This window comes from Nonomuraea rosea (assembly GCF_039539705.1).
GTDB lineage: Bacteria > Actinomycetota > Actinomycetes > Streptosporangiales > Streptosporangiaceae > Nonomuraea > Nonomuraea rosea.
Genome location: NZ_BAABDQ010000021.1, coordinates 20,585 through 44,027 on the forward strand (window position 1 = coordinate 20,585; position 23,443 = coordinate 44,027).

Genomic DNA, 23,443 nt, shown 5'->3' on the forward strand with positions numbered 1-23,443 from the left:
GTGAGCGAGGGACTGCGGGAGCGTAAGAAGCGCCGGACGCGCGAGGCGCTGGTCGCGGCGGCGGTGGAGCTGTTCCAGCGGCAGGGGTACGAAGCCACCACCGTCGCGCAGATCGCGGCCGCCGCGGACGTGTCGACCAGGACGTTCTTCCTGCATTTCGGCACCAAGGAGGACGTCGTCCTGGCCAACGCCGACGCCAGGATCGAGCAGGGCGTGCGGATCGTCGAGGAGCGCGAGGCGGGCGAGACGCTGCCCGACGTGCTGGCCAGGGTGATCGAGCACACCATCGGTGACGTGAGCGGCTCTGACCTGGTCACCGGGCTGGCCGACGTACGGGTCAGGCTGGCCCTGACGGTGCCGGAGTTGCAGGCGTGGCTGATGCGGCGGCTGTTGTTCGCGCAGGAGCGCATCGTCGAGGCGCTGTGCGGGAGCTACCCGGAGGAGCGGGACGTCGTGGACGTCGCCGCGCTGGTCGGAGGCATGATGGGAGCCGTGACGTCGGCCGCCGCGTACGCGCTGCGGCGGGGCGATCCGCCCGCGGAGGTCGCGGCGGCCATGCGCAGGGCCGCCGCCACGGCGGCCGCCATGGGAGCGGCCTTTGAAGGGGGTGTGAGGGGGCCGAAGCGGGGTGCGGACCTCGGATAGGCTTCGAGGGTGCGGGATCAGATCAGCTCAGCGTCGAAGGTCGTCGTCAAGGTCGGCTCCTCCTCGCTCACCACCCCTCAGGGCATGATCGACGTAGACCGAGTGGACGCCCTGGTCGATGTGCTGGCGGCGCGCCGCCGCGCCGGGACGCAGATCATCCTGGTCTCCTCGGGAGCGATCGCGGCGGGCCTCGGCCCGCTGGGGCTGACCGCGCGACCGCGCGACCTCGCCACCCAGCAGGCGGCCGCGTCCGTCGGGCAGGGCGTGCTCGTCGCCCGTTACACCTCCTCCTTCGCCCGCTACTCCCTGCGCGTCGGCCAGGTGCTGCTCACCGCCGACGACATGATGCGCCGCGCGCACCACGCCAACGCCCAGCGCACCCTGGCCAGGCTGCTGGAGCTGGGCATCGTGCCGATCGTCAACGAGAACGACACGGTGGCCACCGACGAGATCCGCTTCGGCGACAACGACCGGCTGGCCGCGCTGGTGGCGCACCTGATCCACGCCGACGCGCTGGTGCTGCTGTCGGACGTGGACGCCCTCTACGACGGCCCGCCGAGCCGCAGCGGCTCCCGGCGCCTGGCGGAGATCCGCGGCGCCGAGGACCTGGTCGGGGTCGAGCTGGGCAAGAACGGCGCGTCGGTCGGCACCGGCGGCATGGTGACCAAGGTCCAGGCGGCCAGGATCGCCACCGGGGCGGGAGTGCCGGTTGTGCTCACCGCCGCCGCTCACGCGGCCCAGGCGCTCAGCGGAGCCGACGTGGGCACCTTCTTCCACCCCGGGGGCCGCCATCCCGGCACGCGCCTGCTCTGGCTCGCGCACGCCACCACCGGGCGCGGCCTGCTGCATCTGGACCAGGGGGCGGTCGAGGCCATCGTGGGGCGGCGCAAGTCGCTGCTGCCCGCGGGGGTGACGTCCGTGGAGGGCGAGTTCGCCGCGGGCGACCCGGTGGACCTGTGCGGGCCGCAGGGGCTCGTGGTGGCCCGCGGCCTGGTGAACTTCGACGCCGGCGAGATTCCCGGCCTGCTCGGGCGCTCCACCAAGGAGCTGGCGAGCGCGCTGGGTCCGGAATATGAACGCGAGCTGATCCATCGCGACGACATCGTCATACTGGAAGCTCACCACTAGACGTCCCCCCGGCGTGGGGAAGGACGGGGCTCGCGCAGCCCGCAGCACCGAACCGGAGCAGATGCCATGAGTACAGAGTTCCTGAAGGTCGCCCGCGCGGCACGAGAGGCCGCCGCCGAGCTGGCCCCGCTGCCGCGGGCGCCGAAGGACCGGGCACTGCGGGCCGTCGCCGACGCCCTGGTCGCGCACGCGGCCGAGATCGTCGAGGCCAACGCCAAGGACGTCGAGCAGGCCAGGGCCCAGGGCACCGCCGAGGCGATGATCGACCGGCTGCGGCTCGACGAGGCCAGGATCGCCGCCATCGCCGAGGCCGTGCGCCAGGTGGCCGACCTGCCCGACCCGGTCGGCGAGGTCGTACGCGGGAGCACGCTGCCCAACGGGCTGGAGCTGCGCCAGCTCAGGGTGCCGCTGGGCGTGATCGGCATCATCTACGAAGGCCGCCCCAACGTCACCGTCGACGCCGCCGCGCTCTGCCTCAAGAGCGGCAACGCGGTGCTGCTCAGGGGCTCGTCGAGCGCCTACTCCTCCAACACGGCCCTGGTGCGGGTGATGCAGGAGGCGCTGGAGGGCACCGAGGTGCCGGCGGGGGCCGTCCAGCTCGTGCCCGGCCAGACCCGCGACTCGGTCAAGGAGCTCATGCGGGCTCGCGGGCTCGTCGACGTGCTGATCCCGCGCGGCGGCGCGTCGCTGATCAACTCGGTCGTCGAGGAGTCGACGGTGCCGGTGATCGAGACCGGCGTCGGAAACTGCCACGTCTACGTCGACGCCGCGGCCGACCCGGACCTGGCCGTGCAGATCGTGGTCAACGCCAAGGCGCAGCGGCCGTCGGTGTGCAACGCGGCCGAGACGTTCCTGGTGCACGCGGACGTGGCCGACGAGTTCGTGCCGAAGGCGCTGCGGGCGCTGGCCGAGGCGGGCGTGACGGTGCACGGCGACGCGCGGATCGCCGGTTACGGCGAGGTCGTGCCGGCCACCGAGGACGACTTCTACGCCGAATACCTCTCGCTCGACATCGCCGCAGCGGTCGTCGGCTCGCTGGAGGAGGCGGTGGCGCACATCAGGCGCTACGGCTCCGGCCACACCGACGCCATCGTCACCAGGTCCCAGGGGGCCGCTCGCAGGTTCGTCTCGCTGGTCGACTCGGCGGCCGTGGCGGTCAACGCCTCGACCAGGTTCACCGACGGCGGCGAGTTCGGCTTCGGGGCGGAGATCGGCATCTCCACGCAGAAGCTGCACTCCCGCGGGCCGATGGGGCTGCCCGAGCTGACCTCCACCAAGTGGGTCTATACGGGGGAGGGGCATTTGCGCACGTCAGAGGGTACGGTGGTGGCCGGTTAATCGGCGTGTCGGCCTGACCGGCGCCATGCGTCGTGGTTTGACTGGGAGGCATGGAAATTGTCATCGCCCTTGCCTTCTCGGCCGCGGTGCTGTTCGGCGCCGACAGGCTCCTGCTCTGGCTGGAGAGCCGGGGTCACGTCAACTGGCGCAGGAAGGGCCGCAAGCAGTTGTCCGAAGAACCTGCCACCGGGCTCGACAGCATGCTCTCCGACCACACACGCCGATAAACCTTCGGCGTGCCGCAAGCGTCGACTCGCGTCCCGGCGCTAGGGTTGTGTCCCTTATGGGCATGCCCGGCGGGGAGGGACGGTGAGCAAGCTCGGCAAAGTGGGGCCGTACACCCTCGTCGAGCGGCTCGGCCGAGGCGGGATGGGCGAGGTATACCTCGCATACATCCGGCGAAATGAGCATGTCGCGCTCAAGGTCCTGCATGACCTGGCTGAAGATGAGATGTCCAGGATCCGGCTGGAGCGCGAGGTTCGCGCGCTGCGCCGGGTCGAGAGCCCGTACGTGGCCAAGGTGCTCGACGCCGACCTGAGCTGTGCGCGGCCCTATCTGGTCATGGAGCACATCGAGGGCGCCACGCTGCTCGATCGCGTACGCCAGAACGGCCCGCTCGACGTCTCCGATCTCGTCGGCCTGGCCCAGGGCATCGCCGCCGCGCTGGCGATCATCCACGCGGCCGGGGTCGTGCACCGCGACCTCAAGCCGGGCAACATCATCATGGGCACCGAGGGGCCCGTGCTCATCGACTTCGGCATCGCGCAGGTGCTGGACGCGACGCGGCTCACCATGACGGGCACGTTCCTCGGCACGCCCGGCTACACGGCGCCGGAGATCTTCGCCGACGAGCACGTCGACTCGCCCGCCGACGTGCACGCCTGGGCGGCCACGGTGGCGTTCGCGGCGACGGGCCGGCCGACGTTCGGGCGCGGCACGGCCGAGGCGCAGATGTACGCGGTGCTGAACGGGCAGGCCGACCTCAAGGGCGTGCCCGTGGAGCTGCTGCCGCTGGTCCGCGCCGCGCTCAACAGGGAGCCCGGCAAGCGGCCCACCGCGGCGTTGCTGGCGGATCGGCTGTCCAGGCTGGTCAAGGCCACCAGCCCACCTGAGCCCGAGCCCGCCGCCGGGCGCACCGCCACGGCGGTTGAGGAGGGCAAGGGGACGGCGGTGCGCAGCCGTACCGCCGAGGAGTCCGCCAGAGGCGAGCCCAAGGGGGCGCGCGGCCGGTCGGGCAGCACGAACCCCGACGGGAAGGTGCCCGCGCCGCGTTCGCGGGCCAACACCGACCCCAAGGCGGGCGCCGCGCGGGGCAAGGTGCCCGCGCCGCGTCAGCGGACGGCCGCGGACGGCAAGGCCGCCGCGGCACGTCAGCGGTCGACCCCCGAGGGCAAGGCCGCCGCGGCCCGCCAGCGGGCGCCTGCCGAGGGCAAGGGCGCCACAGCGCGCGCCAAGGTGACCGCGCCGCGCTCGCGCGCGACCGCGGCCGTCAGGAGCAGGACGACGACCGGCCCGCACGACAGGCGGCGGGCCGGGCTGAGAGCCGAGTCGGCCACCACGCTGCCCGCGGGCAACGGCGCGCTGCTCATGCTCGCCGTGCTGGCCGTGCCGTGCGTGGTGGTCTCGGTGATCTGGCCGATCGCCTCCATCGCCATCACGACCGTGTTCGTGGTGCTGACCAGGACGCTCTGGATGAGTCACTGGCTGGTCAGGAGGCGCAGCGCGCGGCGTACCCGGATGGCGCTACGCGTGCTGCTCTTCCCGCTCGCCCTCACCGGCGCGGCGGCGACCGCCGTCATCTGGCCGGGCGTGCCCGTCGCGGTGGCGTCGGGCGGCGCGCTCTGGGTGACCGGCGGCGGTCAGATCGACGCCGACTGGTGGCAGCAGCCCGCGCCCGTGACGGTGGCGGGCGTGGTGTTCGGGATGCTGTGCGGTGGCATCACCGGGCGCGAGATCGAGCGGATCGGCCATCGCCTGCCCGATCTGCGCAGGGAAGGGCTGCGCGCACTGGCCGTGCTGGGCGGTTTCGTCGCCCTGTGCGCGGCCGCGGTGCGCGCGATCGCCCTGTTGCTCTGAGCCGTCGCCCTGAGCTGTCTCCCGAGGTGTCGTCCGTGGTCCGCTGGTTATGCAGCCGATCTCTCCGTTCGGCCGCCCGCGACCGATCACACTGATCGAGCGCGCGTTGCGGAGCCGGTCAGCCCAGCCGGTCAGCCCTGTCCGCCGTCGCGGCGGGAGAAGCGGTTGAAGATGCGCTCGCCCGCGTTGACCGCGCCCTCGGCCACGTCGCGCAGCACGCCGATGAACGGGTCCTGCGACTGCGACCAGGACGCGCGGTAGGACTCGGCCGCCGCCTTGATCTCGTCGGTCACTCTCGCGTTGGGGTCGTCCTCCCGGCGCGGGTAGTCGCCGCCGATGATCCGCTCGTATTCGCCGCTGCGCTGCCACTTGTCCAGCTCGGCCACGCGCACCACGGCGAACGGGTGGGTGGTGCCGAGCAGGTTGAGGACCTTGAGGAAGCCGTCGCGAAGGTCGCCCGCGGTGTCGTATTCCTGGTACTGCTCCAGGAACGCCTCGATGTTCATCTCGTGGGTGTAGTCGCCGCCGGCGAGCTTCATCAGCGCGCGCTTGGCCGCCTCGGGGTTCTGGCCCGTGAGCATGCCGCCGCGGTCGGAGGACAGCTCGGACTTGCGGTACCACTCCTCCAGGCCGGCGACGATCGCGCGCAGGCCGATGTAGCCGAGCGGGATCCAGGCGACGCGGGTGGCGAGGCGGGTGAGGATGTCGAGCATCGTCCGGTAGACCGCGTGCCCCGACAGGATGTGGGAGGTCTCGTGGCCGATGACGAAGCGCTGCTCCTCCTCGTTCATGAGGTTGAGCAGACCGGTGGTCACGACGATGAAGGGGTCGTCGAAGCCGATGGCCTTGGCCTGGACCTGCGGGTCCTGCTGGACGTAGATCTCCGGGATCCGGTGCAGGTCGAGGGTGTAGGCGGCGTCGCGGCCCATGTCGTAGAGGGAGCGGAACTGGGTCTCGCTCACGCGCACGGCCGACGCGAGGTACATCAGGCGCAGCCGTCGCTCGCTGATGAGGCCGGACATCTGCTTGAGAACCGTGTCGAACCCACTCAACTTACGCAGAGCGACCAGGGCGGACCGGTCTGCGGGGTGTTCGTAGGCTCGGGACGAGATGCCGGGCAGTTGGACGCGGTTGCGGTCCGGGGTGGTCGTCATGCCCGGCATGCTACGTCCGCAACGGAAGTGATGCGCGGTCATCACGCAGGGGGGTGCCATCATGTTGTGGTGGGGCGTCCGCGTAAGGTCCGATTCATGATGAACGCGCCTGGTGTGCAGGGGATGCGGCGAGTGGGGGTGATGGGTGGGACCTTCGATCCCATCCACCACGGCCACCTCGTCGCCGCCAGCGAGGTGGCTCACCACTTCGATCTCGACGAGGTCGTATTCGTGCCGACCGGACGGCCGTACCAGAAGTCCGGGCGAGAGGTCTCCGCGGCCGAGGACCGTTACCTGATGACGGTCATCGCGACCGCCTCCAACCCGAGGTTCTCCGTGAGCCGGGTGGATGTGGATCGTCCCGGGCCGACGTTCACCATCGATACTTTGCGCGATATTTCAGAGATTTACGGTCCTGAGGTTGACCTGTTCTTCATCACGGGTGCCGACGCGCTCGGCGCGATTCTCGGCTGGCAGGACGCCGAGGAGCTGTTCGAGCTGGCGCATTTCGTCGGCTGTACGCGTCCTGGGCACACGCTGCACGATCCCGGGCTGCCTGAGGGGCGGGTGACGTTGCTGGAAATTCCCGCACTCGCCATCTCATCGTCGGAATGCCGCCAGCGAGTGGCCAAGGGTGAGCCGATTTGGTATCTGGTGCCCGACGGGATCGTCCAGTACATCGGCAAACGGGGCCTGTATCACGCTGAGGGCTGAAGAACTCCTCTGATGTCGGCGGCGCGGCAGCAGAAGTCGTGCCGTACGTGAGGGGTTTCGGCCTGGAAGGGTACCCTCAATATATGGGCATGCTGCCGACACAGGAGGACAGACCCGCATCGTGACCGCATCTGACAGAGCCGTCCAGCTCGTGCGCATTGCCGCGGAGGCCGCGGCCGACAAGCTGGCCGATGACATCCTGGCCTACGACGTGAGCGAGCAGCTCGTCATCACTGACGCCTTCCTGCTCTGCTCCGCCACCAACGACCGGCAGGTCCGCGCCATCGTCGACGAGATCGAAGACCGGCTGCGCACCGAGGCCGACGCCAAGCCCGTGCGCCGCGAGGGCGAGCGCGAGGGCCGCTGGATCCTGCTCGACTACATCGACATCGTCGTGCACGTCCAGCATGAGGAAGACCGTACGTTCTACGCCCTCGAGCGCCTGTGGAAGGACTGCCCGGCCATCTCGCTGCCCGAGAGTGTCATGCAGGCCAACCTGCAGAGGGCGCGCACTTGAGTAAGAGGATCGTCTGCCTCCGCCACGGGCAGACTTTGTGGAACGTGGAGCAGCGCTTCCAGGGGCACTCCGACATCCCCCTCGACGAGACCGGTGTCGCCCAGGCCGCCAGGGCCGCCTCCCTGCTGGCTTCGCTGCGGCCCACGCTCATCGTCTCCTCCGACCTCCAGCGGGCCAATGACACCGCGCTGGCGCTCGGGCGCGTCGTGGGGCTCGACGTGGCGGTCGACAAGGATCTGCGCGAGCGCGGCGGCGGGCAGTGGGAAGGGCTGACCCGCGAGGAGATCCACGCGCGCTGGCCCGAGGAATACGCGGCCTGGGAGGCGCCCGACGGTGAGCCGGTCGCCGACGTGGCACTCAGGGTGGCGGCGTCCATGCGCCGCTGGGCGGCCCGCCTCGGCGACGACGGCCTGCTGGTCGTGGCCTCGCACGGTGCCGCGCTGCGGCTCGGCATCTGCGAGTTGCTCGGCCTGCCGGAGCAGCTGTGGCCGGCTTTGGGCGGGCTGGGCAACTGCTCCTGGTCCGTGCTGCAGGAAGGGCGCAGGGGGTGGCGGCTGCTGGAGCACAACGCCGGCACGCTCCCCGAGCCCGTCAACAGCGACGACAGGCCCGAATCCGAGGTTTGACGCAGGTCGTACGGCTCGGGGGCCGTACGACTGATGGCCCGGCGCCCTGGGGCCGGCTTGATTAGGCGAATGGGCGCGAATGGCTATATGCTCTCGGAGCGCCGCAACGGGTGGACTCGGAGCGGTGACCAGGGGCTATGGCGCAGTTGGTAGCGCGCCTCCATGGCATGGAGGAGGTCTGGGGTTCGAATCCCCATAGCTCCACCCCTTTACGAAAAGGCCGCTTCCGTGATCGGAAGCGGCCTTTTTCAGCTCGTGGGCGTCTGGGCGTCTGGGCGGGGCGTCTGGGCGTCGCCTTCCAGCTCTTGGGTGTCAGCCGAGGTCGCCGTTGTTCTGCCGCCAGCGCTCGCGGTGCCGGTCGGCGGCGCGCGCGGCCAGCGCGGCGGCCTGGGCGGGCACCGGCTCGTCCGCCCAGGCGTCGAGCCGGCGGGCCATGCCATCGACGAAGGTCACGCCGTGCTCCGTCAGCCGGCCGCTGTCCAGCAGGGTGCCCGTGACCAGGCGGGCCGCCGAGCGCCAGCGGGCGAACTCCGCGCTCGCCCGGATCTCGCTCTCGCCCGTCTCGTGCCGTCGCTGGCGGCGCCAGAAGTCGGTCACGCCGAGGTAGGCGTACGAGCCCTGGAGCAGGCCGCCGGCCGGGCGCGGGTCCTCGCGCCACGGCGCGTAGTAGCGGGAGCCGTCGTCGGGCCGGGTCAGGGTGACGATGTCCAGCAGCGCGGAGAGCTTGGCGTGCTGGGCCTCGTGGGTGAGCGTCTCCGCCAGCGTGCGCGGGTCGGGCGGGGTGGACAGGGCGATGCACCCGTACGCGTCGCGCGAGGTGGCGCTGGCCGCCCCCACCGCCGGGTCGTCGAGGGGCGTCAGGACCGTGATCGCGGCGGAGACCTCGTCGGCGACCGGCGCGTGGTGGCTGACCAGGAGCTCCCACGACTGTTCGAGCACGCGGCGCCAGTGGTCGGCCTGTGCGCTGGTCAGGCGGTCGCGCAGGTCGCTGGAGCCCGGCATCCGGTGCGGGTCGAGGTCGTCGATGAGCAGGTCGAGCCGTTTGCCCGCGGACTCGGCGGTGAGCGCGCGCAGGCCCTGCCAGCCGGGGACGCCGTCGCGGATCTCGACCACGATGCCGCCGGCGCTCACCTCCGCGCCCTCGGGCCAGCAGTGCACGGTGGCCATGGTCACGCCGTCGGGGAAGCTGACCTGGCCCAGGGAGGGCAGCGTGGCCTTGCCACCGACGACGGGGACGTCGACCTCGCAGGTCGTACGGGCGCGGATCGCCACCGCCGCGGCGAGCGCGGCCAGTTGCTCGGGGCACTGGCGCGTCCTGATGGTGTGACGGGCCCACGCGCCCACGGACGGGTGCTGCAGGACCCGGTCGACCGCCTCCGGATACTGCGACTGGAGGGTGGCGAGCAGGTCGTAGGCGCGGCGCGTCTGCGCCCAGCGGGCGTGGCCCGCCGCCCGCGCCACGTCCAGCACACCCCTGATGAGCAGCAGGTGCTTGCTGTATTGGGCGGCGCTGAGCCGCCGCATCGCGCTGCCGCCTCCGCCGCCGCTCGCGAGCGCGTCGAACGCGTCCGCGGGGATCCGGTGCTCGGTGAGGTTCATCGGAGTTCCTTTGTACGGGCTGAGACGTCGGCCTCGACCCTGCGCCGGACGTGCTGGATCAGCCCGAGCAGGTCGGCACAGTAGACGGAGGGATTGCGGAAGCCGCTGCCGGCTTCGTAGCGGTGCGCGAAGAGGCCGCCGCCGCAGACCCGGCCGACCTCGCAGGCGGCGCACTTCGGCGCGAGGGCGCGGCGGCCGATCTGGCGGGCGGCGGTGCCGGGCAGGAGCAGCAGGTCGTCGAAGGCGTCATGGGAGACGTGCAGACCGGTGTGGCCGGCGCCCTCGAACGCGGACTTGAGCAGGTCGGACTGCTCGATCTCGCCGTCGGTCTCGATCACGATCATGGCCGCGGGGGACAGGCCGATCTGCTCGGTCGCCGAGTGGCCGCCGAGGAGCAGGTGGATGATCTCGTCGAACAGCCGGACGCGGGTGGGAAGGGACGGAGTGGCGTACCACTGCTCGAACACGGTCGTCAGCCAGCCCGCGTAGGGGGTGGCCGGCGCGCCGGGCGTCCTGCCCGGCGGCGGCTCGCTCCAGTTGCCGTGGGGGAGGAGGAAGTCGATCGCCGGCGGGTCGAAGGCGAGCAGCGCCTCGTAGGTGGCGAGGGGGTCGTTGCGCAGGTCGACGGTGCACAGCAGGCCGCGGAACAGGTGGCGGAAGCGCGGCGCGGTCAGGCGTTCGAGCGCGGCGGCGACCTTGTGGTGGCTGCCGCGGCCGTCGGCGGTGCGGCGGGAGCGGTCGTGCTCGGCCGGACCGCCGTCCAGGCTCACCCCGACGCCGATCTCGAGCTCGTCGAACAGGCGGAGGAAGCGGTCGTCGAGGAGGACGGCGTTCGTCTGCAGGCTGACCTCGACGCGGGCGGGGACGGCGGCTCTGAGGGTGGTCACGACGTCACGGATCTCGTCTGGCCCGGCGAGGAGGGGCTCGCCGCCGTGCAGGATCACGTGGACGGCGTCGAGATCATGTGCTGCGGCGTGGTCGGCAATCCTTTTTGTGGTGGCTTCGACCGTTTCGCGCGACATACGTTTGGGGCGGAATCGCCAGCTTTGGTCGGCCATTTCGTACATATAGCAATACGTGCAGGCCAAATCGCAGCGGCTGTGCACCTTGAGAATGAACTGGTTGAAGGGGGTCGGCCGCCAGCCGCCGGCCAGCAATGCGCCGACATCCAGTGTCGCTGGCCACTCGGACACCTCGGATCAGCCTCCACGCTGAGACTTGCGAGAGGCCAAGCATATGACGTCACTCGGGTAGTCGAAGCATTTCGTTCGCCTGTTCGACCGCCTCTTCCGGGAGCTGGCCGAAGACCGCGTTGACGACGGCCGCGGCGGCTTGCGGGGTGCCCGCTCGGCTGAATGCCTCCGCCAATGCCATTTGTGCGGCAATGTCATTTGGTGCGAGAGTCACCGCGGTGTTGATCTGCTCGATCGCCCGGGTGATGTCGCCGTTCGCCAGATACCAGCGCCCGTCGATGGTCAGCGCCCTGGCCACCCCGTCGAACCGGCCCCGCTCCGCGTAGAGCGCCGCCGCCTCGTCGCAGTAGCGGCGCACCGCCTTGACGTCGCCTCGCGCGAACGCCGCCTCGGCGTAGATCTCGGCGACCTCCGCGCGCACCCCCGTGTCGTCGGGATCGGCCGCGCGCCACGCCTCGTCGGCGAGCTGACCGGCCAGCGGCCAGTTCCGCTGCGCACGGGCGACGCGGGCGGCGTCCAGGTACGTGTCGGGCGAGCCGCGGTGCGACACCGGGCCGATGAGCCGGTCGTGGGCCAGCTCGTACCAGCGGCTGCCCATGCGGTGCTCGCCGCGCAGCACGTGCCGGTCCTCCAGCGCGCGGGCCACGCCGTTGGGCATTCCCTTGGTCTTCTCCAGCCCTTCGTACGCGGTGTTGCGGGTGCCGTGGTCGGTGATGAACGTGCGGCGCAGCCACAGCAGGATCTCACCGGCCGGAATGCCGAACTCGGCGGCCACCCGCGTGACCGCCCGCTTGCAGAACTCGAACAGGAACTCCTCGACCTTCGCGTACGCCCGCACATGGTCCTCGTCGATCACCGTCACCTCGCCGGGCAGCGAGTCCCACAGCGCCGAGCAGACCACCTGGAGCTGGACCGGCTCGACCGTGTCGAGGTGGTAGAGGGAGACGTCGCCCGAGGCCTCGGTGACGGGAGCCGAGCGCAGCTCGTCGAGCAGGAGCGTGGTGGCGGCGCGGGTGATCGTTCGGCTGGTGTGCGCCAGCGGCTTCTCCACGGCGTCGGTCGCGGCCTGCGGAGCCAGCGGCTGCAGGTGGAAACGGGCGCGCGAGCCCTGCCCGAACGGCCGCTCATAGGGCAGCACCAGGAAGAGGAACTCCTCGCGCAGCGACAGCAGCAGGTGCAGGCACGCGTGGTCGTGCATGGCGCGGACGAGCTGGCCGACGAAGTCCTTGCGGTCGCGCTCGTGCGCCAGATCGCTGTGGAACATCGCCTCCGCCTGATCGATGGCGGCCAGCACGGGCAGCGGGTCGCCGTACTCGTCCTTGCGGTCGGGCCGTGCGGCCAGGAAATCCGTGATGGAGGTGCCGGCCAGCGCGCTCGGCCCGGCGTCGGGGGCCCAGGCGGACAGCAGCGCCATGACGTACGGGTTGCCGCCCTCGATCGGCGCGTGCGGCGAGATCCTGACCACCGGCAGCACGTCGGCCTGCATGGCGTCGATCCTGGGCAGGACGCCCGCGTTCAGCAGCGAGGTCTTGCCGACGCCGGACGCGCCGTAGAGGACCGTCAGCCCGGCGGCCCGCCACAGCGTGGCGATCTCCCGCGACTCCAGGTCCCTGCCGTGGAACAGGGGACGGTCGTCGCGGCCGTACGGACGCAGCCCGACATACGGCCGGTCGGTCGGATCGGTCGCGGTCATTGTGGCGTCCTCGCATTCCGGTCGAGCAGCTCCCCGAAGAACTCCGCCGTGGTGCCGACGTAGATCGATATTTTCAGGTCCTCGTAATAGTTCTTCAGATAATCACGGGCCAGGTGCTCCGCGTTGTCCAATGCCGAATCCAGCCTGGGCAGGAGCTGGACGCTGACGTGGCGGCGTCTGCGGGTGGACGCGATGGATCTGATCAAACCGCGGAAAAGGACCCGGAAGTTCCAGTCCTGGAGGCTGTAACCGACGAAGAGCAGCGGGCTGGAGGTCATGGCCTCCAGGACCGGATAGGGAATCGGCAGGAGCCGGCGGCCGTTCTGATCGCCCACGTCGCGGAGATTGAGGAGATAGGTCACGTAATCGTCTTCGGTCAGCACCAGGGAGGCCGGGTCGTCCCACTTGCCGTGCAGGTGATAGATCAGCGGGTGGTCCTGATCGGGGTCCAGCACCGGGTCGCTCTCCGAGGGGTCCCACCAGGTGGAGGTGCACACGTTCGGGGTGCGCGGGCCCGAGCGGCAGCGCTGCAGGGCCTGGAACATGAAGTTGTCGTAGTTCGTCGTGATGAACGTTGTGATGGGGAATTCCGACAGGACGGTGTGCGGGTCGAGGGGGTCGAAGGCGGCCTTCGCGCACTCTTTCAGGTAGTTGCACACCTCGACCTTGAGATCGGTCGGGTCGTTCTGGACCAGGGCGGCGTACTGCATCACGTGGGCGAGGTTGGCGTTGTCGGCGAAGGGATAGTGGTATCTCTCCGCGAAGTGCTCGCTGAGCTCTCTGCCGGTGGGCAGGCGGCCATAACAGGCGCCTGCGCCGAGAAGGGGGGTGCAATCGCCTCTGCGGAGCTGCTTGATCAGTCGGTCCCAGTCCGCATCGTTCACGTACCCACCCCACCGGCTGAAACATTGTTTGTTCGGTGATTATGTCCGACCCCTCGCCGGGCGAAAAGTGCGGCCATTTCCGGGCTGACCGTAACTTATGTGGATTGTCGCCATTTGTCGATCGGCTTGGTCTTGTGAGGGGAATTCGGCGCTGTGGAGTGGGGTGTTGCGGAACTCTCGGATGTGGGGCTGGGCGTTTTGCGAGCTTTCGCATTCGAGGTCGGGTGACGCGAAGTCTTTTGAGGTCCCGCATGATGAGGTCGCGGAGGTTGCGTGCTCCGGATGGGCGTCGTCGAGACCGGGGAGCTGGCCCGAGGTGGGCGTGCGCGGAGGTGGCGGGCTGGCCTGGGGTGGGCGTGCGCGGAGGTGGCGGCTGGCCCAGGGTGGCTGTGCGCGGAGGTGGCTTGCTGGCCTGGGTAGGCGTGCGCGGGTGGCGGGCTGGCCCGGGGTGGGCGTGCACGGAGGGGGTTGGCCTGGGTGGGCGTACGCGGAGGCGCCGGGGCTGGATCGTGTCGCGGGGCGCCGAGCTCCTGGGGCGGGCAGCTCGGAGGGGCGCGGCCGCAAGGGGTGTGGGCGCCGGGGCGGGCGCTCCGGAGGCGGCCTGCCTTGGGCGGGCGCTCCAGATGTGGTGGGGCCTGGCGCAGGTGCAGCGAAAGGTCGTGGAGTGGAGGGCCAGGTGTCGGAGGGGTCGTTAGAGCGGGGGCCGGGAGTCGCGCGGGCCGTTGGGCGGGGGCCGGGTGTCACGGGGCCGTTGGGCGGAGGCCTGATGCTGCGGGGGCCGTTGGGTGGGGTCGGGGTCGCGGGGAGCGCGGGTGGGTGTCGCGGGAGATCGCGGGCTGGAGGGGGTGGTGGTTGCGACCCGCAGGTCAGGTGGTGGGCGTCTGGGCGCGCTGACCTGGCGGGCGGTCACATATGACGGCTCAGACGGCGGACTGGAATTTCGCGACCGGGGTCACGTTCGACTCATCGACCAGACGGCGGACGGCCTGCTCCAACCTGGAACTTTCGATACCCTCCAGCGCGCTCAGGCCCAGCCCGGTGACATCAATAAGGCCACCGCCATACTCCAGTACAGCTTCTTCGTTCATTGCTCTCCCTGAAAAATGATCTAGCCTGCGGATCCTATCTATCTCTGCCTTCAATATGATGTCTATGCTTGTCTCAGCTCCTGTGAAGACCGGCCGACTCGAGGCGATATCGTGACAACTTCGCACTCGCACCACGATTCTGGCCATGCTCCCTCTGTATGGGGCAAAATCCCCCAAAGAAACAAAAACTTCACCGGCCGGGACGACCTTATCGAGAAGCTCCGAACGGGACTTCAATCCAAGGTCACCGCCGTCCTGCCGCAAGCACAGGACCAGTCTCAACCCGCGCCACACGCCCTGCAAGGGCTCGGCGGCGTAGGCAAGTCGCAACTCGCGATCGAGTACGCGCACCGCTTCAGGCACGCGTACGAACTGGTGTGGTGGGTGCCCTCGGCGCAGCCGATGCTGGTGAAGTCGTCGTTGGCGGGGCTCGCCCGCGAGATGCATCTCAAGGTAGGCCCGCAGAGCGTGGAGGACGCGGCGGAGGCCGCTCTGGACGCGTTGCGGCGCGGGGAGCCGTACAAGAACTGGTTGCTGATCTTCGACAATGCCGAGAACCTGGAGATCAACGACACCATCCCGCGCGGACCCGGGCATGTGCTGATCACCTCGCGCAACCACAGCTGGCAAGGGGTGGTCGACACCCTCCCCGTCGACGTCTTCGAGCGGTCGGAGAGCATCGCGTTCCTGCGCAGGCGCGTCGGCGACGGGATCGAGGCGGAGCAGGCCGACCGGCTGGCCGAGGCGCTGGGGGACCTGCCACTGGCGCTGGAGCAGGCGGGAGCCCTCCAGGCTGAGTCGGGCATGTCGGTCAAGGAGTATCTGCGGCTGCTGAAGGAGCAGACCACCCGCCTCCTCGGTGCCAACAAGCCGACCGACTATCCGCTGTCCATGACGGCGGCGTGGGCGACCTCGGTGTCGCAGCTCAAGGCGAGGATGCCGCAGGCCGTCGAGCTGCTGCGGTGCTTCGCGTTCTTCGGCCCCGAGCCGATCCCCCGCGACCTGCTGGACGAGCTGCCCGAGACGTACGCGGCCGGGTCCAAGATCGCCGCGCTGCTGTCCGACCCGATCCAGCTCAGCCAGGTCATCCGCGAGCTGGGCCGCTACGCCCTCGTCCGGATCGACTCCGAGAGCCGGACGGTCACGGTGCACCGGCTGGTGCAGGCGCTGCTGCGCGACGAGCTCAACGAGGCGGAGATCGAGTCCTTCCGCCGCGAGGTGCACCTGCTGCTGACCGCCGCGGTGGACGGCTACGAGCCGGACGACACCACGGCGTGGCCCCGCTACGCCAACCTGCTCGGCCACATCACCCCGGCCGAGATCAAGTCCAGCCTCGATCCCAACGTCCGCAAGTTCGCACTCAACATCGTGCGCTACATCTACACCTCCGGCGACTTCCAGTCCGCCCGCGAGCTGGTGCAGGACTTCGCCGACGCGTGGCGGGCCGAGAGCGGCGAGGACGACCGTTTCGTACTGACCTCGCAGCGCCACTACGCCATCATCATCCGCGAGCTGGGGGCCATCGAGGAGTCGTTCAACAGCAACAAGGCGCTCATGGAACGGATGCGGCGGGTGCTCGGCGAGGCCGACGAGGAGACCCTGCTGCTCACCAACAGCCACGGGGCCGACCTGCGCTACCGCGGCGACTTCGCCGAGGCGCTCAAGCACGACCAGGACTCGCTCAGCCAGCACGAGGCCGTCTTCGGCCGCGCGCACCGCCGAACGCTGCGCGCCATGAACAACCTCGCGCTCGACCACCTGCTGCTCGGCGAGTACGAGACGGCGCAGACCCTGCACGCGCGGGTGCTCAAGCTGCAGCGGCAGGCCGGATCCGGGGCCAGCCGGGCCAACGTGCTGTCCTCGATGAACAACCTGGCCCGCGTCGTCCGGCTCCAGGGCCGCTACCGGGAGGCGTGCGACCTCGGCCAGGACGCCTTCGACCTCGGCCTGCAGGAGCTCGGCCAGGACCACCCGTGGACCCTGCGCAGCGCCAAGGACCTGTCGATCGCCAAGCGCCGGGCCGGCTTCATCGACGAGGCGCTGGAGCTCGCCGAACGCACCTTCGAGCTGCAGAAGCGCGGCACCGACCTGGACCACCCCGACACGCTGGCCGCCGCGCTCTGCCTGGCCAACGCGCAGCGGGCGGCCGACCACGTCGAGGAGTCGCTGCGGTTGCTGCGGGACATCGTGGAGCGTTATGCGCTCATGTACGGTGATGATCACCCCTTCAAGTACGGCTGCGACAGTAACTTCGCCCTGCTCCTGCGGGTGAGCGGGAACGAGGAGCGGGCGCGGGAGATCGACGAGGCGGCGCTGGCCGGGTTCGACCGGCGGCTCACACGTAATCACTACTTCTCCTTGACCTGTGCGATCAACCTCGCGAGTGACCTGTCGAGCGTCGGTCTGGTGCACGAGGCGCGGGAGCTGGGCGAGCGGACGCTGGGCGAGTTGCGTTCCCTGTTCGGTGAGGACCATCCGGTCACGCTGGCCGCGGGGGCGAACCTCGTGGTCGATCTGGTGGCTACCGGGGCCGAGGATGAGGCCGCGGTGCTGCGGGAGGATGTGCTGGAGCGGTATGACCGGGTGCTCGGGCCCAACCATCCCGACGTGCTGGTGTCCCGCCAGGGCAGCCGGCTGGACTTCGACTTCGACCCGCCTGTGCTGTAAGTCGCCTGTGTGTGCTGTTGGTCCCCGTTCTCTCGGTCGTCTCACGGCTCGGTCCTCTCACGGTTCGGTGGGCTCGGTGGGCTGAGCGGGCTGCGGGCTGAGCGGGCTGGGTGGTCAGGGGCTGGTGGTGCTCACGGGTTCGGTGGGCGGGGGCTGGTGGTGCTCACGGGTCGGTGAGCGGGATTGGTCGTCTCACGGGTGCGGGGGCATGAGCTGGTGCGGTTGGGGGGCTGGAACAACCGCGCGTGGGTACGAGTGATCACATGGCATGCCGTATCACTGAGTTGGTGCTGGACAGTCGCGACCCCGAGCGTCTTGCGGAGTTCTGGTGCGAGGTGCTTGGTTACGTGGTCCTCGATCGGTATGAGGGGAGCATTGAGATAGGTCCTGAGGAGGGGTTCGGTGGTTTGCAGCCGACCCTCATCTTGAGCCCGACGGACAATCCGAAGACGGGGCAGCTTCCGCTGCACATCGACGTGAATCCGACTGATCGCGATCAGGACGCCGAGCTCGAACGGTTGCTGAGCATCGGTGCCCGGCCCGCCGACGTCGGGCAGACGGGTGAGGAGTCCTGGCATGTTCTGGCCGATCCGGAGGGCAACGAGTTCTGTTTGCTGCGCCGGCGCTTGAACGGTTAGGGCGGCTCGGTCGGGGGCGGTTGTTGTGGTCAGCGGCCCTTTTCGTAGATGAGCAGGCCGCGGGACAGGCGCAGCGGGACCATGACCAGCTCGACCACCAGGGCTTTCCAGGCGTAGTAGAGGTTGACCGCCTTGTTCAGGTAGACGAACGGCAGGTTGAACAGCACCTGGGCGATGGGGAGGCGGCGGCGTCTGGCGGCGTAGAGGAGGGCGGGGACGGTGAGCAGCAGCTCGCCGCCCACCCACCACGTCAGCGTCCGCGCCACGGGCTCGTGCATGGTGAACGTGAGCAGCAGCGGGGTGGCCCACCACAGCGGGGCGAGCAGGATCTCCAGGAGGGCGAGGATGATCCAGGTGGCCAGCATGGGCTTGCGGGTGAGGAGGCGAGGCAGGTGGAGGCGGACGTTCTGCATGAAGCCCGCCATCCAGCGCCACACCTGTTTGCGGAGGTAGGTGAGGGTCTCGGGGTCGGCGGCCCAGGCCATGGCGTCGGACACGTAGACCGCTTTGCGACCTTCGAGCTGCTGGCTCCAGGTGAAGTCCATGTCCTCGACGATCGTGCGCTCAGGGAAGCCGCCGAACGCGGTGAGGGTCGTGCGCCTGAACACCGAGCAGCAGCCTGAGCAGACCATGGGGCTGTTGGCCAGCTGCTGGATCGGGCGGTGCCAGTGGAAGCCGAAGAGGTATTCGGTGGATCTGCCGCGTTCCCAGGGGGTGCGGGTGAAGCGGGTCTGCACGTTGCCGGCGGCTACGCCGACGTCGGGGTCGGTGAAGGCGGGCTTGATGCGTTCGATGTAGTCGGGGGCCAGCACGGTGTCGGCGTCCACGGCCAGGATCAGGTCGGTGTCGCAGTGGGGCAGGGCGTAGTTCTGGGCTCTGGCCTTGCTGCCGAGGTTGTGGGGTGGGCGGAGGACCGTCACGCCGTAGCTCGCGGCCACCTCGCCGGTGCGGTCGGTGGAGCCGTCGTCGATCACGATGATCTTGTCGGGTGGAGTCGATTGGGCTTGGAGGGATTGGAGGGTGGCGGGGAGGCCGTGCTCCTCGTTGTGGGCGGGGACGATGACGGTGAGGGTGAGGCGGCCGTCCGCAGGCGGGGTGAGGGTGGAGATGGTTGCCTGGGTCAGGGCGGCTGTGGGTGAGGTGGTTGTCGGGGTGGGGGTGGCGGTGCTGGTTTGGGCGGGGGACGGGGTCACCTGTGCCTCCGCAGCTTGAGCGCGATCATGCTCACCAGGCCGACCGTGGCGTAGATGATCAGGCTGAATCCCAAGGTGGGCGGGCCTCCGGGCATTTGGTGCTTCCTCTCCGAGGGGTGGGGCGATGTGGGTATGAGGATGCACCGGTGGGTGAGGTCGGCGGAGGACCGAACGGGGTTCTGGGGATGGCGGGGGAGGGGCTGGGTTGTCCTGTGGATGAGGGAGTGGGGCGGAGGCTCTGGGAAGCGATCGTCCCCGTGCGAGGGCGTGCTGGTGTTCGGGCGTGCCGGTGCGTGGTGGTGCTGGTGCTCGGATGCGCCTGCGGTCCTGGTGGCGGGTGTTCGGAGAGGGGGACGGCCAAGGAGGGGGTGCGTGCCTCCTTGGCCGTCTTCGGGCGTCAGCCGTCCGCTTCGGGCGTCAGCCGTCCGCTTCGGGCGTCAGCCGTCCGCTTCGGGCGTCAGCGGCCCGGTTCGGGGGTCAGCGCAGGGCGTACGCGCGGTTGATGGTCTGGGTGACCGAGCCGCCCGCCTTGTCCGACGCCGTGACGCGCAGTGAGACGAATCCGCTGGTCTGGGCCAGCGCCGGATGCACGATCTCGACCCGGAACCGGCCGTCGCCGCGCTTCCGCACCCGGTCGGCCGCCCGCCAGGTCGTCCCGTCGTCGACCGAGAACTCCACCTTCACCCGCTCGGCCTCCGGCGCGCGCCGGATCGCCGAATGCGCGCCCGCCCGCAGGTCGAACGCGAACGTCTTGCCCGCCGCGGCCCGGTTGAGCAGGTCGAGCGGCAGATCGTAGGCGACCTGGACGGCGGGCTGGAAGGCGCAGGACGTACCGAATGAGCACGAATACCCGGCGGGCGTCCCGGACGGCGGCGTGGAGGCGAACTGCCAGGTCGTCGCCACCTGCTTGGAGAGCGTGCGGCCGGTCGTGTCCACCGACTCCAGCCGGTACGGCCCCGCCGCCCCAGGCACCGTGAACGAGCGCGGCCGCCGGCCCTGCACCGCCACCTCCTGCTCCCCGGCGAACAACCGGGGCGCGGACGTGACCGGGCTCAGGTTGCTGTAGTGGCCGGGATCGGAGTCCCGCCACTGCTCGCCGGGGACGAACCGGTCGCCGTCCCGGCACAACGCGCACGGCACCGTGCCCGGGTGCCCCTCGGGCAGGTCGGCGGCCCCGGGCACGAGCGGAGCCTTGAACCACTGTTCCGACACGTGCCGATCGCGTCGCGTGAAGCGTTTGTCCGAGCTCAGGATCAGCCCGTCGTTCGTGATGGTGCGCGACCAGACCACGTCGTCGGAGGCGGGGCCGAAATACTCGGCTCTGGCGACGGGCATCCGCAACGACCCGCCGTACGTCAGACGTCCCGGTTCCTCGCCGGTCGTGGACTCGCCGTAGACCCAGCCGCTGGTGTCCGGTTTGTCGGCGTGGTACGCGGCGTCGACCCGTACGAGCTGCTCCATGCCGACCTTCGCGGGACGGGACGGCACCCGGCCGCGCTCGTCGAAGCGCAGGTGATAGACCTCCTGCGGCCCCGAGTACGGCTCCAGCCGCAGCGACACCGCACCCTTGCCGAGCGCCGTGCGCAGGGCGCGCCCTTCCGCCGCGCTCAGCCCCAGCCGCTGGAACGTCAGCGAGTTCGCCGCGGGCAGCCGCGCCCGCCCGCCGTCCACGTCGAGATAAGCGAGAATGCCCGCCGCGCCGCGTCTGAGCGCGTTCTGTGCGGCATCGTCCATGTTGGCGCCGGCGGTGACGTACGGCCGGTCGCCGGCCGCCACCGGGATCCCGGCCAGGACGACCTTGCCGGTCACGTCCACGCCCTCGAAGTCCTCGACGTGTCCCTGCCCCACGGACACGACCGGATATGTCGTGACCGCGGCGAGCTTGCGCATGGCGTCCATGTCGTACGCCGGACGCAGCCGGGCGTTCCCCGCCGTGACGGAGGTGAGCACGGGCGGTTCGAGGTCCCATTGGTGGCTCAGCCGCACCTTGCCCGTCTTGGCCTTGGAGACCGGCGTGATGTACAGGTCGTTCCCGCCGCCTGCCGCGCCGCCGTACAGGGAGACGGGGTAGGTGCGATCGGTGAACGTGCGCACGTAGTACGCGTGCCCGCCCCCATCGGCCGCCTTGGGCGTGTCCGGACGGATCCGCACAGTCTTCCGCGCGTCCAGGGTGACCGTTTCGTCCCCGTCGAGCGTGACGTTCTCGATGACCCAGCTGCTGCGGTTGCTGATCCGGCCCTCGCCGGCGACGCCGATCACCTCGTAGTCCCCGGCCGGCAGGTAGAACTCCCCGTTGCCCGCGTAGTCGGTGCGCAGGTAGTAGTACCCGGCCGGGTTGAACGGGTCCTCCGGGCTGTTCGGCCGCTTCAGCGGGATCGCGTACACCATCGGCTCGGCCTGGTAGCCGGGGAAGAACTCCTTGGTCCCGTACGAGTTGACCAGCGACACGCCGAGCCGGTGCGTGTCCGGACCCGTGTAGTAGCTGAACGGCGTGACCAGCCGCGCGTCGCCGCCGCTCGCGGTGACCCAGCCGCCATAGGCGCCCTGCGGCCCCGCAGCGGGATCGACGGTGAGATCGACGGTGGCGGTGCCGTTCGCGGGCACGGTGACGGTCTTGGCGCCGAGGCCGATCGCCTTGGCGGGAGCCGGCTGCCCGCTCCATCCGCGCGTGACCAGCTCGACGGCCAGCGTGACCGCCTCCGCGCCCGTGTTGCGGTAGGTGACCTGCTTGGTGGCGGGCTTGGCGAGCAGGTGGAAGTCGACCACCGAGCCGGCGAACACCGTCTGGGTGACCGCGCGCGCCACGTTCACCCGGCCGCTGCCCTGTTCGAACCAGTTGTACGCGTCGTTGCGCTCGGCCGTCGAGGTCAGCGCGTCGCGCAGCTCGCCCGCGCGCCACTCGGGATGCTGCTGGGCCAGGATCGCGGCCGCGCCCGCGACGTGCGGGGTCGCCATGGAGGTGCCGCTGAAGCCCGCGTACTTGTCGTTGCCGGGGATGGCGGGGATCGAGGAGTCGGCCGAGCGGGCGGCGACGATGTCCACGCCGGGGGCGACGATGTTCGGCTTGACCGCCGCGTCGTCCAGCCTGGGGCCCTTGCTGGAGAACTCGGCCAGCGTCGTGCCCGTCGTCTTGTCCACCGCGCCCACGGCCAGCGCCTCGTCGGCCGCCGCGGGGACGCTCACGGTGAGCGGGTCGTACTCGTTGCCCGCGGCCGTCACGAACAGCGTGCCGTGCTTCTTGGTGAGCTCGTTCAGCGCCTGGCTCATCGGGTCGGTGCCGTCGCCGCAGCAGCTGCCCAGGCTCATGTTCACCACGTCGGCGCCCTGCGCGGCGGCCCATTCCATGCCGGCGATGGCCCAGGACCACTCACCGTTGCCGCCGTCGCCGAGCACCTTGCCGACCAGCAGGGACGCCGCGGGGGCCACGCCCTTGTACGTGCCGCCGGACGCCGTGCCCGCGCCCGCGATCGTGGAGGCGACGTGCGTGCCGTGCCCCTTCACGTCAGCGATGCCGGCGGCGTCGGAGAAGTTCTCGGTGGCGAGGATGCGCCCGGCGAAGTCGGGATGGTTGACGTCGATGCCGGTGTCCAGGACGGCGACCTTGGTCCCCTTGCCGTCGAACCCGCGCTCCCAGCCCGTCGGCGCGCCGATCAGCGGGACGCTCTGGTCGAGCGACGCCTCCGTCTTCCTGTCGAGCCAGATCTTGGCGATCCCGCTGGCCGACCGTTCGACAGACTTCCTGTCGGTACGGAGTGCGGCCCAGAACGCGCCCGCCTGCCCGGCCGCGACGGTCATCGCGGCGCCGTTGACGCTGTCGAGCACTCGTACGTTCTCACTGGCCGGCAGGGCGTCCGCGGCCTTCGCCAGCGCGGGCGCGGCCGGGTCGCCCGCGTAGGTGACCAGCAGCGGGATCGCGTCCACGCGCTGCTCCCTGGCCAGCGTCACGACGTCGAACAGCTTCTCGTCGAGGGCTCCCGCGGCGACCATGGGGGCGGCGTCGGAGGGCAGGACCAGGTATCCGCCGTCCTTGCCGGGCAGCATGGCGAACGTGACGGGCGCGCCGTCCTGCCGGGGTGCTTCCTTGACGGCGATCGAGGGGACGCCGGTCTTCGACGGCGCGTACTCGATGACGTCGCCGGTGATGAGGGTGAGAGTGGTCGGTGGGGTGTTCTGAACGGCCGCCGGGTCGGGCGGCGCGGCGGCGCTGGGGGCGGCGCCGGCGGCGAGCACGAGTGCGAAGCCGGATAAGGCTGCCGCGAGTCGTGACGGTAAATGGGACAAGGGGTGCCC

Annotated in this window: 18 protein-coding genes and 1 tRNA gene; 11 read left to right on the forward strand and 8 right to left on the reverse strand. The window is 70.3% G+C overall.

All coding sequences use genetic code 11. The features are described from left to right. The 5 genes from ABEA43_RS37925 to ABEA43_RS37945 all read left to right on the forward strand — a co-directional run bounded on the left by ABEA43_RS37925 (position 1) and on the right by ABEA43_RS37945 (position 5,187). The gene (locus ABEA43_RS37925) at positions 1–645 is read left to right on the forward strand and encodes a TetR/AcrR family transcriptional regulator (RefSeq protein ID WP_345569663.1); all 645 of its coding nucleotides are present in this window, start codon (positions 1–3) and stop codon (positions 643–645) included. Positions 646–654: 9 nt separating this feature from the next. Beyond that, on the forward strand, positions 655–1,773 hold the full coding sequence (gene proB / locus ABEA43_RS37930; RefSeq protein ID WP_345569665.1) for a glutamate 5-kinase: 1,119 nt from the start codon (positions 655–657) through the stop codon (positions 1,771–1,773). 66 nt (positions 1,774–1,839) lie between these two features. Beyond that, a complete protein-coding gene (locus tag ABEA43_RS37935; RefSeq protein ID WP_345569667.1) occupies positions 1,840–3,111 on the forward strand; it encodes a glutamate-5-semialdehyde dehydrogenase in 1,272 nt (423 codons plus the stop codon). 50 nt (positions 3,112–3,161) lie between these two features. Next, complete coding sequence (locus tag ABEA43_RS37940) at positions 3,162–3,338, forward strand: hypothetical protein (RefSeq protein WP_345569669.1); 177 nt, start codon at positions 3,162–3,164, stop codon at positions 3,336–3,338. An 82-nt stretch (positions 3,339–3,420) separates the two neighbouring features. Further along, a complete protein-coding gene (locus ABEA43_RS37945; protein ID WP_345569670.1) occupies positions 3,421–5,187 on the forward strand; it encodes a serine/threonine-protein kinase in 1,767 nt (588 codons plus the stop codon). 131 nt (positions 5,188–5,318) lie between these two features. On the opposite strand, the gene ABEA43_RS37950 is transcribed toward ABEA43_RS37945, so the two are convergent. Then, entirely contained in the window at positions 5,319–6,350 is a 1,032-nt protein-coding gene (locus ABEA43_RS37950) for a M48 family metallopeptidase (RefSeq protein ID WP_425570424.1), read from the reverse strand. Between the two features lie 87 nt (positions 6,351–6,437). On the opposite strand from ABEA43_RS37950, the gene nadD reads away from it, so the two are divergent. From nadD to ABEA43_RS37970, 4 genes are all read left to right on the forward strand, one after another. Beyond that, positions 6,438–7,055, forward strand: coding sequence for a nicotinate-nucleotide adenylyltransferase (gene nadD / locus ABEA43_RS37955; protein ID WP_345569989.1), 618 nt, complete (start codon positions 6,438–6,440; stop codon positions 7,053–7,055). Positions 7,056–7,176: 121 nt separating this feature from the next. Next, positions 7,177–7,572 carry a ribosome silencing factor gene (gene rsfS / locus ABEA43_RS37960; protein WP_345569673.1) on the forward strand — a complete coding sequence of 132 codons (396 nt, stop codon included), beginning with the start codon at positions 7,177–7,179 and terminating at the stop codon, positions 7,570–7,572. Then, positions 7,569–8,198 carry a histidine phosphatase family protein gene (locus tag ABEA43_RS37965; protein WP_345569676.1) on the forward strand — a complete coding sequence of 210 codons (630 nt, stop codon included), beginning with the start codon at positions 7,569–7,571 and terminating at the stop codon, positions 8,196–8,198. The genes rsfS and ABEA43_RS37965 overlap by 4 nt, the downstream gene beginning before the upstream one ends. 131 nt (positions 8,199–8,329) lie before the next feature. Next, a tRNA-Ala gene (locus ABEA43_RS37970) sits at positions 8,330–8,402 on the forward strand. 108 nt (positions 8,403–8,510) lie between these two features. On the opposite strand, the gene ABEA43_RS37975 is transcribed toward ABEA43_RS37970, so the two are convergent. From ABEA43_RS37975 to fxsA, 5 genes are all read right to left on the reverse strand, one after another. Further along, positions 8,511–9,797 (reverse strand): HEXXH motif domain-containing protein, encoded by a 1,287-nt coding sequence (locus tag ABEA43_RS37975; protein ID WP_345569677.1) that lies wholly within the window; start codon positions 9,795–9,797, stop codon positions 8,511–8,513. After that, complete coding sequence (locus ABEA43_RS37980; protein ID WP_345569679.1) at positions 9,794–10,990, reverse strand: FxsB family cyclophane-forming radical SAM/SPASM peptide maturase; 1,197 nt, start codon at positions 10,988–10,990, stop codon at positions 9,794–9,796. Before ABEA43_RS37980 ends, ABEA43_RS37975 begins: the two co-directional genes overlap by 4 nt. Positions 10,991–11,039: 49 nt before the next feature. Beyond that, on the reverse strand, positions 11,040–12,683 hold the full coding sequence (locus ABEA43_RS37985) for a tetratricopeptide repeat protein (RefSeq protein ID WP_345569680.1): 1,644 nt from the start codon (positions 12,681–12,683) through the stop codon (positions 11,040–11,042). Continuing rightward, complete coding sequence (locus ABEA43_RS37990) at positions 12,680–13,567, reverse strand: SIR2 family NAD-dependent protein deacylase (RefSeq protein WP_345569682.1); 888 nt, start codon at positions 13,565–13,567, stop codon at positions 12,680–12,682. Before ABEA43_RS37990 ends, ABEA43_RS37985 begins: the two co-directional genes overlap by 4 nt. Positions 13,568–14,487: 920 nt before the next feature. Further along, positions 14,488–14,655, reverse strand: coding sequence for an FxSxx-COOH cyclophane-containing RiPP peptide (gene fxsA / locus ABEA43_RS37995; RefSeq protein ID WP_345569683.1), 168 nt, complete (start codon positions 14,653–14,655; stop codon positions 14,488–14,490). 111 nt (positions 14,656–14,766) lie between these two features. Between fxsA and fxsT the strand changes: the two genes are divergently transcribed. Continuing rightward, positions 14,767–17,322 (forward strand): FxSxx-COOH system tetratricopeptide repeat protein, encoded by a 2,556-nt coding sequence (gene fxsT / locus ABEA43_RS38000; RefSeq protein ID WP_345569684.1) that lies wholly within the window; start codon positions 14,767–14,769, stop codon positions 17,320–17,322. Positions 17,323–17,585: 263 nt separating this feature from the next. After that, positions 17,586–17,960 carry a VOC family protein gene (locus ABEA43_RS38005; protein WP_345569685.1) on the forward strand — a complete coding sequence of 125 codons (375 nt, stop codon included), beginning with the start codon at positions 17,586–17,588 and terminating at the stop codon, positions 17,958–17,960. A 29-nt stretch (positions 17,961–17,989) separates the two neighbouring features. Here ABEA43_RS38005 and ABEA43_RS38010 read toward each other — a convergent pair whose 3' ends face one another. Further along, entirely contained in the window at positions 17,990–19,153 is a 1,164-nt protein-coding gene (locus ABEA43_RS38010) for a glycosyltransferase family 2 protein (protein WP_345569686.1), read from the reverse strand. Positions 19,154–19,630: 477 nt separating this feature from the next. Then, on the reverse strand, positions 19,631–23,434 hold the full coding sequence (locus ABEA43_RS38015; RefSeq protein WP_345569687.1) for a S8 family serine peptidase: 3,804 nt from the start codon (positions 23,432–23,434) through the stop codon (positions 19,631–19,633). Between the last annotated feature and the right edge of the window lie 9 nt (positions 23,435–23,443).

Excerpts from the sequence above, each read along its gene's own strand:
- ABEA43_RS37935 (WP_345569667.1), top strand. The coding sequence starts at position 1,840 with ATGAGTACAGAGTTCCTGAAGGTCGCCCGCGCGGCACGAGAGGCCGCC.
- ABEA43_RS37940 (WP_345569669.1), top strand. The coding sequence starts at position 3,162 with ATGGAAATTGTCATCGCCCTTGCCTTCTCGGCCGCGGTGCTGTTCGGC.
- ABEA43_RS37950 (WP_425570424.1), bottom strand. The coding sequence starts at position 6,350 with ATGCCGGGCATGACGACCACCCCGGACCGCAACCGCGTCCAACTGCCC.
- nadD (WP_345569989.1), top strand. The coding sequence starts at position 6,438 with ATGATGAACGCGCCTGGTGTGCAGGGGATGCGGCGAGTGGGGGTGATG.
- ABEA43_RS37975 (WP_345569677.1), bottom strand. The coding sequence starts at position 9,797 with ATGAACCTCACCGAGCACCGGATCCCCGCGGACGCGTTCGACGCGCTC.
- ABEA43_RS37985 (WP_345569680.1), bottom strand. The coding sequence starts at position 12,683 with ATGACCGCGACCGATCCGACCGACCGGCCGTATGTCGGGCTGCGTCCG.
- fxsA (WP_345569683.1), bottom strand. The coding sequence starts at position 14,655 with ATGAACGAAGAAGCTGTACTGGAGTATGGCGGTGGCCTTATTGATGTC.
- ABEA43_RS38005 (WP_345569685.1), top strand. The coding sequence starts at position 17,586 with ATGGCATGCCGTATCACTGAGTTGGTGCTGGACAGTCGCGACCCCGAG.